Source organism: Paraburkholderia sp. XV (genome assembly GCF_020177535.1).
GTDB lineage: Bacteria > Pseudomonadota > Gammaproteobacteria > Burkholderiales > Burkholderiaceae > Paraburkholderia > Paraburkholderia caribensis.
This window is the reverse complement of sequence record NZ_JAGUUD010000045.1, coordinates 1-12,974: the sequence shown is the minus strand read 5'-3', so window position 1 is coordinate 12,974 and position 12,974 is coordinate 1. Positions and strand designations below refer to the sequence as shown.

Genomic DNA, 12,974 nt, shown 5'->3' with positions numbered 1-12,974 from the left:
AGACGGAGATGGTGTTTTTTGCATGCTCGAAGATCGGGGTTGCCGCATTCGAAAGTCTATGGCGCGATAACAACGACCATCAATTGTGGGTGGATGCAGGCGTGCTAACTGAGGAAGAAATTGCGGTGCTTCGCTCTACAGGAGCACTCGTCACGAATTTCGCGGGCCATGCTCGCGCGGGAGACACCAAGGAAATGGCGTGCGCAGTTGCCGTAATTCAAGAGCACCATCCCGCCGAACCGATTTGGATCGAGGCCGCGTGAATTGAACGGTAGTTTCTCGTTCGAGGCATTCTGCGTGCGTTTTTACACGGTCTCGGCCAAAAGCCGCCGTTCACATGTGTCGGCGGGTGGACGTCCCACCGTCCCCTCCCTGGCGCATAGCGGCCACTGATATTGCAACCCCACCCTGAAACCTCTATATGCCTAATGGATCTGTACGCCCGACGTTCGGAGCAGGCAAAGATTAACGTCTAGTGCTTCTACTTCGTGGGAAATTCCGCGAAGCAAGCATGTAAAGTAAGGAACTGAGGAAGCAGGCAGGTACCCTATACGTTCTGGGTACGCGAAGCTGACGCGCTATGTGTCCTTTTCACTCCTGAGCGTGCCTGAAGGAACTCGAGGCGGGAGCGGAGAGGACTGTCGCCATGTAGGTAGTCGTGGTCAGCTCTCGTGGGCCTCTCCTCGCCTGTATAAGGCAAATGAGCCTATGCGGGATGCCCACAAGTAACGGCTCAATCGATCGCACGCCGGGCCGCTAAAACTGAACGGGAAATCTGATGGACGGTGACGAGGACGATGTGGGATCAACGTGGTTGCCGCTGCTGGTTGCGCGCGTATCGGAGTACGCGATTTTCAGACTGACCGGGAGCGGTGAAGTGGCCAGCTGGAATCCCGGCGCCCGGCGCATTAAAGGTTACGAGGCCGAGGAAATTATCGGCCGGCACTTCTCCGTCTTTTACACTGACGAGGACCGGCGCAGCGGCGCTCCCGAGACGGCGCTTCGCACGGCGCGCGAGCATGGCCAATACGATTCCGAAGGCTGGCGCATGCGCAAGGACGGCACAAGCTTCTGGGCCAGCGTTCTCATCACGCCTCTTTACACGGCCGATGGCACCTTTGTCGGCTTTGGCAAGATCGTGCGCGACGTGACCGACAAGCGCAGGGCCACTGAAGCGGTCTTCGAGAGCGAGCGGCGATTCCGGCTGATGGTTCAGGGGGTGACCGATTACTCTATCTTCATGCTGTCTCCTGAGGGACACGTGACGAACTGGAATCTGGGCGCCGCACGCATCAAGGGCTATGAGGCCAGCGAAGTGGTTGGCACCCACTTCAGGCGGTTCTACACGCCGGAAGACGCGGCCCAGGGTCTGCCTGAGCGCGGCCTGCATACGGCTGCGACGGAAGGGCGTTACGAGACGGAGGGCTGGCGGGTCAGGAAAGATGGCAGCCGGTTCTGGGCCAATGTGGTCATTGATGCAATCCGCGATGAGAATGGGGAACTGGTCGGCTTCGCCAAGATCACGCGCGACGTCACCGAACGCAAAACCGCGCAGGAACAACTTGAAAAGGCGCGGGCGGCGCTGCTTCAGTCCCAGAAGATGGAGGCCCTCGGAAAACTGACGGGTGGCGTCGCACACGATTTCAACAACGTGCTGCAGGTGTTACGAGGCAACCTTGAGCTGCTCGAAGGTCGCCATGGACGTGATGTCTGGACACGCGAACGCCTGTACAAAGCGATTGAAGCCGTCGAGCACGGCGCCACTCTCGCCTCCCAGCTGCTTTCGTTCGGTCGCCGTCAGGCGTTGCAGCCGCTTGTCGTGAACCTGGCGTTGATGTTACGGGGAATGGACGACCTGCTCAGGCGGGCGCTAGGCGAACTCATTGACGTTGAGACGGTCATCGCGGGCGGGCTATGGAATACGGTGGTCGATCCAAACCACCTCGAAAATGTGGTGTTGAACCTGGCCATCAATGCGCGCGACGCAATGCCGGAGGGCGGCAAGCTGACGCTGGAGCTGTCGAACGCCATGCTCGACGAACACTATACCGCGTTGACCGAAGACGTTCGCGATGGACAGTACGTGCTGCTGGCTGTCACCGACACCGGAACAGGTATGACCCAGGAGGTCCTCGAGCGCGCCTTTGAACCGTTTTTTACGACCAAACCAGAAGGACAGGGCACCGGACTTGGCCTGAGCATGGCGTATGGCTTCGTGAAGCAGAGTGGAGGTCACGTCAGGATTTACAGCGAACCTGGCCACGGGACCGCGGTGAAGATCTATCTGCCTCGTTCGACGGAGGCGGCGGTCGACCTAGAATCCAGAAAATCGGTTGCGCTTACCGGCGGAACCGAGACTATTCTCGTTGTCGAGGATGACCGACGTGTTCAAGCGACTGTCGTCGAAACCCTCAGGCAACTGGGCTATAGAGTACTCAAGGCAGACGACGCCCACAGTGCGCTCGTCATCGTCCAAAGCGGGATACCTATCGATCTGATCTTCACGGACGTGGTAATGCCCGGCCCGATGCGCAGTACTGAACTGGCCACGTAGGCGACCAGATCGTTGCCGCATCTCAAGGTGTTGTTCACGTCAGGCTATACGCAGAATGCAATCGTCCATGGTGGCCGGCTGGACGCGGGTTTTCATCTGCTGAGCAAGCCCTACAGCCGGGAGCAGCTCGCATCAAAAATTCGCCAGATGCTGGGGCCGAGCGGCATGGCCGACGTGCAGCCGCCGCTCGCGGCACCGCCGACAGAACCTCCGCCGCACGAGCCCCCGGTGGCGCCGGCAAACCTGACAATCCTCGTCGTAGATGATGACAACGGCTCGCGCGAGGCAATCAGCGAATTGCTGACCGGCATGGGGTACGACGTGCGCCAGGCCGCGGATGCAGAAGCGGGACTGCATACCCTGATGACGGGAAAGATCGATGTGCTTCTCACGGATATCGTACTGCCAGGGCGGTCCGGCGTTGAACTGGCCAAGGCGGCCATCGAACGCAACCCAGGCATCAAGATCGTGTTCGTGTCGGGTAGCGATGGCCCGAGGCCAAACGAGGTTGGATTCGATTGCACATCGCTGCGCAAGCCATTTGCGATCGAGCAGTTGCATGCATTAATCGGGGCAATACATGGCGGCGGCGAAACGGGAAGAAAGAGTTGAGGCACCTTGCAGGGCCACACCCTGGCGCCAGGCGACGTCATCATTGCCCCCTTCAGTGCTCCCCCTGCCTGCCGTTTTTGAGTCGGGCCTTAACGGTCGGCCCGCGTGCAGCATTGTCGGCGGCGGTTTCTTGAAAATCGTTCGCACGTTTGCAGGATGAATGACAGCCGGCCGCTGGGACGGCGCGACATCTCACCCTGCTTCGTCAGGCTTCGTGGCAACTGCGCCTTTTGTTGTCTTCTCGACCAGCTTCCATGCAAAATCTTCGAGCAGAACATTCATTGAGGATCATATAATGCGCCTGCTGGGAGTCGAAGCGTGGCGTGGGTTCGGCTATGGCTCTCAACTCTGGCTGACCTCCCTCGGGAAAGTCGGAGTTTTTCCGCCGGCGCGGTTTGGGCCGGCTTTTTTTCCGGACATCATCGGCGGTGGTCTACACAAGCGTCTTTGCAGGATCGGCGATCCGAACATGCGGAGCGGGGATCAGCGCGAAACGACCGTTGCACCGACACTATCGCAAAAGGCCACTCCAACGCGTCGGTTGTTCTCCCCGGCCCATCTGACCGCAGTCGGGTGACTTTCTGCGGTCGCGCCTTCATGATGCCGCTCGACGGGGACCTCACGCCGAACAGCGGTCCGCTAGCAAGCTGGCAGTCGATGCTCGTTATCCTCCTTCCGCCTTCGCTGCCGGTTCTCGCCCACGACCGACGCGGGAGGAAATGCCGAAGTCCGAGATAAGTTTCCACATGTGAGAGTGCGAATAACTTACACCGTACCGCGCCTTGACGGCCTGGCGAAGTTGGGCGTTTGTCCAACGATCCGCATCGATGCCGCAAACCCGGGGCGACTGCTTCACTATTGCGCGGAGCCACGCGAAACCTTCCTCATCGAGCTTCGCCGAATTGCCGGGCGTACTGGACAACGGCGTAGACCGTAGCCTGTCGCCGAACCCGAGGTCGATGATGAGCTGTCGCACATAGACACGCGAAAATGATAGCCCGAAGTCCCGCAGGAGCAACCGCCCCACCACACCGATAGTCCAACGATCAGCATCGATACCACAGTCTCGGGTATTCCCGCCAGTGCGTCGGCAAGCTTCCCTCGCGCATGGATATCGAGCACCGATCGTCGGCCGCCAACGGAAAGGCTTCGAAGGGCGGCCATTCCGCCACGTTCCATAATCGCTCGATATTTTCGCACCGTATTGTCGGAAAGGCCAAGTTCCTGCACGATATGCAGGACGCTGTGGCCGGCCATGAGCATCTCACCTGCCTTGATTCTTTTTGAGACTGTATGTCGTTCTCGAGTTGGCATAGAACAATTGCGGTCCAGGCGTCCTAGCGCCCGTGCATCATCGTTACATTCCGTTTGCGATACAGTAAATGCAGCACAAACGTCCGGGTCAGGGACATGACCACCATACTTATTGTCGACGACGATCCTGGCGTCGTGCGTGCGTGGCGCCGCCTCCTGTCTCTCGAAGGATACACGGTGGAAACGGCATCCGATGGACTGACGGGGCTCGCGGCCGCAGTGGCAGCCAAACCAGCACTCCTTATCGCTGGCCAGTCTATGGCCTACATGGGCGGGGTCGAGTTGTGCAGGCGTCTGCGAGCGAATGAGAAATTTTCAACTGTTCGACTGATTTTGACCAGCGCGGATTTGTTCCCTGTGGCAAACGCAGCCCTGTGCGACGAGTTTTTGGAAAAGCCAGTGTCGGCGGAATGCCTACGATCTTCGATACAGCGCTTGCTTGGCAGCTAGTTTTGCGGGCGGCGAAACGGGAAATGGCTGAACACACGAGTACATAGGGATACTCGTGCCTGGAATGGTCTCGCAAGGGAGACGAGAGATGGAACGCGTCTATTAGTACAATAGCGTAATCACGAGAAGCTAGGCATTGTTGTGCTCCCGCAGGCCATACCACCACGCTCGTGAATCCGGTCTCTCGCATCAGAGCGCCGTTGGTTGCGGGCTCGGGATGGGGTTCATCTATAACCCGAAATGTTTAATCCGATTGAGCTGCAGGTATGGCGGATTGAGCGCTGGGTCTCAGTTTTCGCGGGTTCTGGTTGGCCCTCGCATGCCAAAATCCGCCTGGCTGACGTTGAATACGTCGGCTTCTTTTTATATTACAAGCGCCGGCAGCTGTTGGCCGATGCGCGCACAACAGCGTCACGATGCTAACGTCGGTTATGATTCGCAGCCCTGCCCGTCAGGGCATGCGGACTTGGCCGGCAGTTGAGGGTCGAACCGGGACGGTCAAAGTCCCTTTGCGGAGCCTTCCTGGGCGGCGATAGTTCAGGGGTGGAATGACAGGAAAGACCCAGTGCTATGTGACCTCGGCGTCCTGTTATAACAAATCTGTAGCGTCGGGAATTTCCCGCAAGAATCCGCGGACTACCTCAGTCCCCGGTTGCGCGCTCGTTTGATGACAAACGGCGCTCCCTTTGAGACATTCGACTGCGCTGCGCAAACGACCGCTTCCGTTCAAACCCGCCCGTGCCCCACAATGGGGCTTACCCCGATTGAAGTCCATCCCTGATTTCCGCGTAAGATGGGTACGCTTTTATATTCCGTGTACGTCTTCGGGGCCGCCTACATGCGACTTGCTGACTTCATCTCGCGCGATATGGAGCCGATTCTGGTGCAATGGGAGGCATTCGCCGCCACCCTCCTGCCGGCGGCGGCAAACATGGGATCGCTGGCGTTACGCAACCACGCGCAGCACATTCTTCTCGCTATAGTAAAGGACCTACGGACTTCGCAGACCAGGGAAGCCCAACGCGAAAAATCCTTGGGTCGCGCACCCGGTCCGATCGACGCGACCGAAACCGCCGCGCAAACTCATGCGCTGTTGAGGGCACGGTCCGGTTTCGACATCAACCAGCTCGCCGCCGAATATCGAGCCCTGCGGGCAAGCGTACTGCGCTTGTGGATGGACGACTGCGCACCCGAAGCGCCTGAGCTGGACGACGTCATCCGTTTTAACGAAGCGATCGATCAGGCAATTGCCGAATCGGTCGCCTTTTTCAGTGCGCAAATCGAGCAGAGCCGTAACCTCCTGCTTGGCATGCTGGGACACGACATGCGCGGCCCTTTGCAGGCGATTCTGGCGACTGCTTCGTTTCTCGCGGCACTGAATGAAGGGGAGCGCGTCTCGGGCGCGGCGGACCGCCTGATACGGAGCGGAGCACGAATGCAGGCATTGCTTGATGACCTGACCGATTACAACCGGACCAACCTTGGCTTGGGTATTAATGTAGTTCCCACGAGCATCAATCTCGCGGATGTCCTTGCCGATGAGGTGGACGAGCTGCGCGCAATTCACCCTGACAGGCAGATTGAGTTACACGTTAGCGGAGATCCACAGGGGGTCTGGGACGGTCCGCGCCTACAGCAACTGGTTGGAAATCTGGTTCTCAATGCCGTCAGGTATGGAGCGGAGGATTCTCCAGTTCGCGTGACACTAACTGGCGACCTAACGCATGTCCGGATCAACGTCAGCAACTCCGGACCTGCCATCGACAGCGCAATCCTGGCGCAGATTTTCGAGCCGTTAAGTCGGGGGCCAGACCATCAAGGTACACACGAGAGGGCCGGTAGTCTTGGACTGGGTCTGTATATCGCAAGCGAAATTGCCAAGGCACATCAAGGTGTAATCGAAGCGCGGTCCGACGGGAACGAAACTTCATTTTCAGTGCTGCTCCCTCGCGCGGACGGAACTATGACAACGCGCTGACAGTTCATCGCGGCAGGAAGCGGGCCCGACAGTCGACCTCGCAGGCACACGCTGTACAGTAAGCCGTCATTTGTCCGTCGGGGCGCCGAGTGGCGCTTTTGGGGTCCCAAGTACGCGGTGCTGGGCGTTCAGAGGTGCCGTGGCCGCTGATCGCCACGACTCGTACCACCAGGTTTCCAGCCGTGCCGCGCATACATCGTGGATGCCACGGACGATCGGCGACCGATAGTCCAGTCGCCATCCGTTAGTGAACAGCTGCGCCAGTTCCCCGGCATCCCGCAGTAGCTCAATAGCCCATATGGATGATGCAAGGTGCACCGACAGTTGAGACAGCCGAACGCTCTCTGTCCAACGTGGCGTGGCGCCATTGGCATGTGCCCAGATCCGCGTCGACTCGACGAGGTGATCTGTCCGCAACCATTCCTCGGTTTTGGCGCGAGCGAGGAGTTGTGCGACGACGAGATGGCAAAGCAGCTCGGCCCGCGCTTCTTCGTCAAGACTGTTTGTGGACATATTGACTGGTTAAAGCAGTGATTGTTGTCCGTTGTCGACCTCTTTCGGTGTCGACCTGCGGGGCGGCACAGGATAAGGCGCAGCATGCATAGCCTCTACAGGATAGAGCTGCAGGAACGACCGCGCCTCGTCTGTCGATTTACACGACAGCCAATCGACTTAATCGGTTGTTGGAACGATCACAACGGCGCGCTTTTCATCGCCCGGCTTGTGGAAGCGATTCATAGCGGGTGCTCGTCTGAGTTACCCGTCAGCATTGTGAACGCGAGCGTCTGCGACCCGTCGACCTCCTTCCACTTCCGCCACAGTCCAGCAATTGCAGGCGGATCGCCGTTTGCCATGCCGATTTTCCAGCGCACTGCCTTCCCCATCTCATAGTTCGGCTCGTAGAACGTTCGACACGGTATCAGACACAACTGCAGGTTCTTCCATGCAGCGCTGAAACTGCGCTTCTGATCGACCGATTTTGAACGCGCGTTCATCGTGTCGAAGACCTTCACGCCAGGCAGGATGTGCCGCCGAGGCACAATTCCTAATGATGCAGGGACAGTTTCAACGGCGTGGCCACCGCGCACGAAAATCGGCGCGTAATAGTCCTTGTAGACGTTATCTTTGCAATCAAAGTTTGGAACGGGAAGCTGAATACGTCCCACGCGTCGTTCGGATTCGCTTCGTAGCTCGTGCACATAGCGCCCTCCTTGAAGACTGATAATAGCCGCTGCCCATCGGACGCGTGATACGCTAAACAACTGTATATAAACACAGTGGTCTGAATCCGTGCCGCGCAAAAGTTTTCCAGAGTGCCGGGAAACGGAATTCGTGAGACTGGGGCGGCCGCAAGATCAATGAATTAATCAACTATCCGGGTCGTCGGAAGCCTGGCTTTGGCGCTAAATGGTGAGATTGCCCGGATGCGCCTCCCCAATCTGCGAGACTGGCTACAACCGGGCCAGTTTCTGCCGTTCAATGGGGTCACACGGCGGATGCTTGAACAGCTGCTTCACGCCGGTGGCAGTCGGCGGTTCATCCGTCACCTTGGATCTCGGCACTGAGCTGGCTCAGCCCGAGCAGGCTGGGGTGCGCGCCACGAGATCTTCAGCCGGGCGACGCTCGGGCAAGGAGGAGCGCTGCCTCGACGCCGCCTTCCAGGATTTGCTCCGCGCGTGCAACGTCTGGCACGGCGCGCGCGAATTGGAGAGTTCCCACCATGAGAGCGAAGATGGCTGTCGCCCGACGACCGGCTGCAGCGGAATCGGCTTCTGGGAGCAATGCGGCTAGCGTCGAAACGAAGCTTTGCAGCCCATCCTCATAGGTTTGCCGTGTTGGCACAGACTGCCGAGCGATTTCCGGAAGCAAGGCCGCTGATGGACATCCGCATGCTGGGTCTTCGCGATGCGCCTGATTGAGATAGCTTCGAATTACTCCCTCGAGGTCAACGCCTGCCTGAACTTTCTCTTCGAGGTTCTGTTGCCGCTCCGCTAGCGCGCTCCCAACCGCCTCTCGGACAAGCGCCTCCTTGGACTCAAAGTGGAGATAAAACGCGCCGTTGGTTAGGCCGGCCTCTCCCATGATCCCACTGATGCCCGCAGCCGAGACCCCTTCCCGACGGAAGCATTTCGAGGCGACCTCAAGGATATGCTGCCGAGTCACGGCTTTGTGACCTTTTTCGAAACGCATTTTCTCTCCACTAGTGTCCCGCAGCCGTCAGTTTGCAGCCGCCTCCAACAAGGTTTGGAGGTCGCGATCAAGCTGCTGAGCCACGGTATTGACCTCCTCGCTGCCGAACTGGCCGAAAACGGAGGCTGGTCGATCATATTCAAACCCGACACCGCCATCGCCGTCCTCGCGCAGCAGCACACGGATGGGTGCATAGAGTCCCGCCGACAGTTGATGGCGGGTCATCTTCGATGCGGTGAGCGGATTGCCGATATCGTACTGGATGGATCGGCGCGTCAGCCCAGCAATAGCCAGCAGCGCCCCGTGGTCACGCTGGCCGAAAATTGTGAGTGGCGGACATGCCTCCAACTCTCGAAGCGCGCGCGTGCTTTCGCCGTATCGCAGAAGCGTGAAGATGCCGTCATCGATGCGAGGCGCCAAGGCCACGAGCTTGGCTCGAACTTCCTCGAATGGCTTTATCGATTTGATTGTGACGTGCTCAATCGAAATGGTGCGCGTGGAGTACAGTGCATTGGCCATCTGTTGATCCTCGTTTCGGTTGCTGTTCGGGTTGGCCCGTTTCCCACGGAAAGGGCTAGAACGTCAGAGCGTCGGCGGCTGGGTGCCTAAGACTGCCTCGATCTGGCGGGCAAGCTTCAGGAGCGCCCGGTCGCTCGCCAGCGGGGCGTCCAGCTCAAGACCGATCGGAAGGCCCGCGCGAGACATGCCCGCAGGGAGACTGATACCCGGCAGCCCCACGCTGCTCGCTGACAAAGTGTGGTTCGCCAAAGCGAGGTTGCTGACTTCCTGGCCCGCGATGTGGAACTCTCCCTGCTCCTCGATCGAAGGCGCCGTGCAGGGCGTCGTCGGCTGCAGAATGGCAAGCGCCCCTCGCGTGACGAATGCCCGGTTCAGGCGGCGCTGGATTTCCGGACGGCTTACGTTGAGCGCAGTCTGATAGGCCTCCACTGAGGTAGCACCAGCACCGCCCGGCAGTACGATATGCTCCCACGCTTGGCGAAGCTGAGGCTTGAGGCCTTCGTAAATCGCCTCGAATGTGGTCGGAATATTGTGTAGACGGAGGAATTCCGAGATCGCGCCCTGGGTCTCATGGGCGAAAATGCCCCACGTAGTTGTCTGGATGAGTGCATTGAAATCTTCCCCGAGGTCGATCTCAAAGACCTCGGCGCCGGCGTCCTGCAACCGCCGAACTACCTCGCGGAAGCGATTCTCGACTTCCGGGTCCACCAAACCCAGAAACTGCCGCGGCGCGAAGGCCAGTCGGGCTCCCTTGAGGTTGAAATCCCGCTCGACGGGCTCCGCAGCCTGCTCCCCGGTGACGACCTGGTCCAACAGTATGCAATCCTCAACACTACGCGCGAACACACCCGTCGTGTCGAGAGTGTGGGAGATCGGTGCGACGCCGTTACGCGGCCAGCGTCCTGTGGTCGGCTTGAACCCTACGACACCACACAGCGACGCGGGCACACGGATCGATCCGACTGTATCGCCACCCAAGGAGGCGGGCACTATCCCGGCGGCCACGGATGCGGCAGAACCGCTTGATGACCCGCCCGTGACGCGATCGTGGGCGCGCGGGTTCTTCACCTGGCCGTAGCGTTCGTTGTGCCCGGTCAGCCCATAGGACATCTCCACCAGATTGTTCTTGCCGAAGACGAGGGCGCCTGCCTCCTTGATCGCCCGGACCGCATCGGCGTCTTCCGTCGGAATGAAGTGCGCCAGACGATCGAGGCCGATGCTCGTGGGCAGCCCCGTCGTCAGGTAGCTGTCCTTCACCCCGATCGGCACACCCAGTAGGGGAGCCTCCGCCCCGGCCGACCGCGCCTTGTCTGCGTTCTTCGCAGCCTCAAGCACGGCGTCTCCGTCGATGGTGATGAAAGCGTTAAGGTCAGCGTGCGACCGAGCCTGCCGCAGCAAAGCCGTGGCGTACGCCTCCGATGTCATCTCACCGCCGCGGATCGCGTCGGCGGCCGCGGCGAGCCCGAGCGAAGCGAACCTCTGCATTTCTGGCGCAGACGTTTGGCTAGAGCTGGCGATTGTGTCGTTCATAAATTCCTCACAAGAATGGTGTGTGACCCAGCATTTCACGACCTCGCAGAGGGTCGCAGCCGCATCGCATTACGCTCATAATATAGAATTATGAACGTAATGCAATAGGGTTCGCAGCGTATACCACTTCGTTGCGAAGCGCGGGAGGATCTGGACTGTGCTCGGGTCCCACTCGCTGCGGAACTGTGCAGTGCTCGATGACTACTATTTGGTCTTACCCGCAGTTGAACGAGAGATGCCGAGATCCGTGGGTTTCGAACGGGTAAGAAAATTGGGACTGTTCGCGAGCCGATCCGAACGATGACAGTGGGTCGCCGTCCCATTGTCGCGGTTTGTTCCGGGGCAGCGCGATGGGGCGTGGCTGGACCGAAGGCACGGTTGGTCGACGAATGGCTGCTGTGTCCTCGGAAACCGTCGCCGACTTAGCGACTCAACGTTCGTCTGCCTCGGGTCGACACCGGCCCGCCGACGGCGCACAGCTCGGCAATATTCCTTTCCTCGCCTTTCCACAGGTCACGTCTCGCTTCGTCCGCGCCGCCGGGGCGCCACGGCTGACTTTATTGTCGCGTGACCGACTTTATTCTCACTGATCAGACGGTTCGATCGCTTACGTGACTCATTGACCTCTCATAATGGTACGAAACTTAGTTCCAAAAGCAGGAAAGTCACATATTTAGTTCCGCAAAACTGGAAGTAATTTCAATACCTAGTCCTTCTTCCCTTTGCCCCCACAGCCGTGAAATGCCCGCACAGCAAGGTTTTCACTATGCGAAAAGTTCATTATTTAGTTCCCCGCGCTGGACTGGCCTCGCGCAAACGCGACAAGCCGGGCAACCGGAAACTCGACGAAGGTCTGGCGCTGCGTGCGCTGACCATCATTCGCGAGCGCTATGCCGATTTCGGGCCGACGCTCGCGTGCGAGAAACTGCGCGAGTGCCACGGGCTGGTACTGTCGAAGGAAACCGTGCGCCGGCTGATGACGGACGCCGGACTGTGGATTCCACGCCGGCAGCGTCCGCCGAAGATCTACCAGCCACGGGCGCGGCGCGCCTGCCTGGGCGAACTGGTGCAGATCGACGGCAGCGATCACCGCTGGTTCGAGGACCGGGCGCCGGCCTGCACGCTGCTGGTGTATGTCGACGATGCCACCAGCCGGCTGATGACGCTGCACTTCACGGCCACCGAGTCGACCTTCAGTTATTTCGAGGCGACGCGCGCGTACATCGAGCGTCACGGCAAGCCGGTCGCGTTCTACAGCGACAGGGCCAGCGTGTTCCGCAGCCCGGCGGCCGGCAGGACGGGCCGCAGCGTGACGCACTTCGGCCGTGCGATGTACGAGCTGAACATCGACACCTTCTGTGCCAACAGCAGCCCGGCCAAGGGACGCGTGGAGCGCGCGCACCTGACGCTGCAGGACCGGCTCGTCAAGGAACTGCGCCTGAAGGGCATCAGCACGGTCGCTCAAGCCAACGCGTACGCGCCCTGCTTCGTGGCGGCCTATAACGCGCGCTTCGCGAAGCCGCCGAAGAGCGCGTTCGACGCGCACCGGCCGCTGCGGGCGGACGAGAATCTGGACCTGCTGATGACCTGGCGCGAGACACGCCGCGTGTCGAAGGCGCTGACCGTGCTGTATGACCGCGTGCTGTACCTGCTCGACGACACGCCGGATAACCGCAGGCTGGTGCACCGGTACATCGACGTCTGGGAGTACCCGGACGGGCGCATCGAGATCCGCGCCGATGGCCAGGTGCTGGCGTGCCGGCGCTACGACAAGCTCGCGGAAGTCGATCAGGGCGCGGTGATCGAGCACAAGCGGCTGGCTCACGC

Annotated in this window: 9 protein-coding genes and 3 pseudogenes; 7 read left to right on the top strand and 5 right to left on the bottom strand. The window is 59.8% G+C overall.

The genetic code is table 11. The annotated features are described in order from the left end of the window. Positions 1-8: 8 nt before the first annotated feature. Both KFO72_RS21175 and KFO72_RS21170 read left to right on the top strand, forming a co-directional pair. Positions 9-263 (top strand): hypothetical protein, encoded by a 255-nt coding sequence (locus tag KFO72_RS21175; RefSeq protein ID WP_225032935.1) that lies wholly within the window; start codon positions 9-11, stop codon positions 261-263. A 515-nt stretch (positions 264-778) separates the two neighbouring features. Next, positions 779-3,166: pseudogene (locus KFO72_RS21170) on the top strand (PAS domain S-box protein). A gap of 664 nt (positions 3,167-3,830) precedes the next feature. Here KFO72_RS21170 and KFO72_RS42580 read toward each other — a convergent pair. Further along, entirely contained in the window at positions 3,831-4,022 is a 192-nt protein-coding gene (locus KFO72_RS42580) for a helix-turn-helix domain-containing protein (RefSeq protein WP_225032978.1), read from the bottom strand. A 251-nt stretch (positions 4,023-4,273) separates the two neighbouring features. Between KFO72_RS42580 and KFO72_RS21160 the strand changes: the two genes are divergently transcribed. The 3 genes from KFO72_RS21160 (at position 4,274) to KFO72_RS21150 (ending at position 6,908) form a co-directional block, all read left to right on the top strand. Further along, positions 4,274-4,453, top strand: coding sequence for a hypothetical protein (locus KFO72_RS21160; RefSeq protein WP_225032934.1), 180 nt, complete (start codon positions 4,274-4,276; stop codon positions 4,451-4,453). Positions 4,454-4,576: 123 nt separating this feature from the next. Beyond that, positions 4,577-4,930 carry a response regulator gene (locus KFO72_RS21155; protein ID WP_225032933.1) on the top strand — a complete coding sequence of 118 codons (354 nt, stop codon included), beginning with the start codon at positions 4,577-4,579 and terminating at the stop codon, positions 4,928-4,930. Between the two features lie 838 nt (positions 4,931-5,768). Then, on the top strand, positions 5,769-6,908 hold the full coding sequence (locus KFO72_RS21150; RefSeq protein WP_225032977.1) for a sensor histidine kinase: 1,140 nt from the start codon (positions 5,769-5,771) through the stop codon (positions 6,906-6,908). Between the two features lie 734 nt (positions 6,909-7,642). Here KFO72_RS21150 and KFO72_RS21145 read toward each other — a convergent pair. After that, the gene (locus tag KFO72_RS21145) at positions 7,643-8,107 is read right to left on the bottom strand and encodes an SOS response-associated peptidase family protein (RefSeq protein WP_225032932.1); all 465 of its coding nucleotides are present in this window, start codon (positions 8,105-8,107) and stop codon (positions 7,643-7,645) included. Between the two features lie 301 nt (positions 8,108-8,408). Here KFO72_RS21145 and KFO72_RS21140 point away from each other — a divergent pair, with 301 nt between their 5' ends. Continuing rightward, a complete protein-coding gene (locus KFO72_RS21140) occupies positions 8,409-8,699 on the top strand; it encodes a hypothetical protein (RefSeq protein ID WP_225032980.1) in 291 nt (96 codons plus the stop codon). A 228-nt stretch (positions 8,700-8,927) separates the two neighbouring features. Here KFO72_RS21140 and KFO72_RS21135 read toward each other — a convergent pair. From KFO72_RS21135 to KFO72_RS21125, 3 genes and pseudogenes are all read right to left on the bottom strand, one after another. Beyond that, positions 8,928-9,098, bottom strand: a pseudogene (locus KFO72_RS21135) (TetR family transcriptional regulator); the annotation flags it as partial. Between the two features lie 27 nt (positions 9,099-9,125). Beyond that, the gene (locus KFO72_RS21130; RefSeq protein WP_042265381.1) at positions 9,126-9,617 is read right to left on the bottom strand and encodes a DUF302 domain-containing protein; all 492 of its coding nucleotides are present in this window, start codon (positions 9,615-9,617) and stop codon (positions 9,126-9,128) included. Positions 9,618-9,680: 63 nt separating this feature from the next. Further along, positions 9,681-11,147, bottom strand: a complete 1,467-nt coding sequence (locus KFO72_RS21125; protein WP_225032931.1) for an amidase family protein — start codon at positions 11,145-11,147, stop codon at positions 9,681-9,683. A 799-nt stretch (positions 11,148-11,946) separates the two neighbouring features. On the opposite strand from KFO72_RS21125, the pseudogene KFO72_RS21120 reads away from it, so the two are divergent. After that, positions 11,947-12,974 (top strand): annotated as a pseudogene (locus KFO72_RS21120) (ISNCY family transposase); the annotation flags it as partial.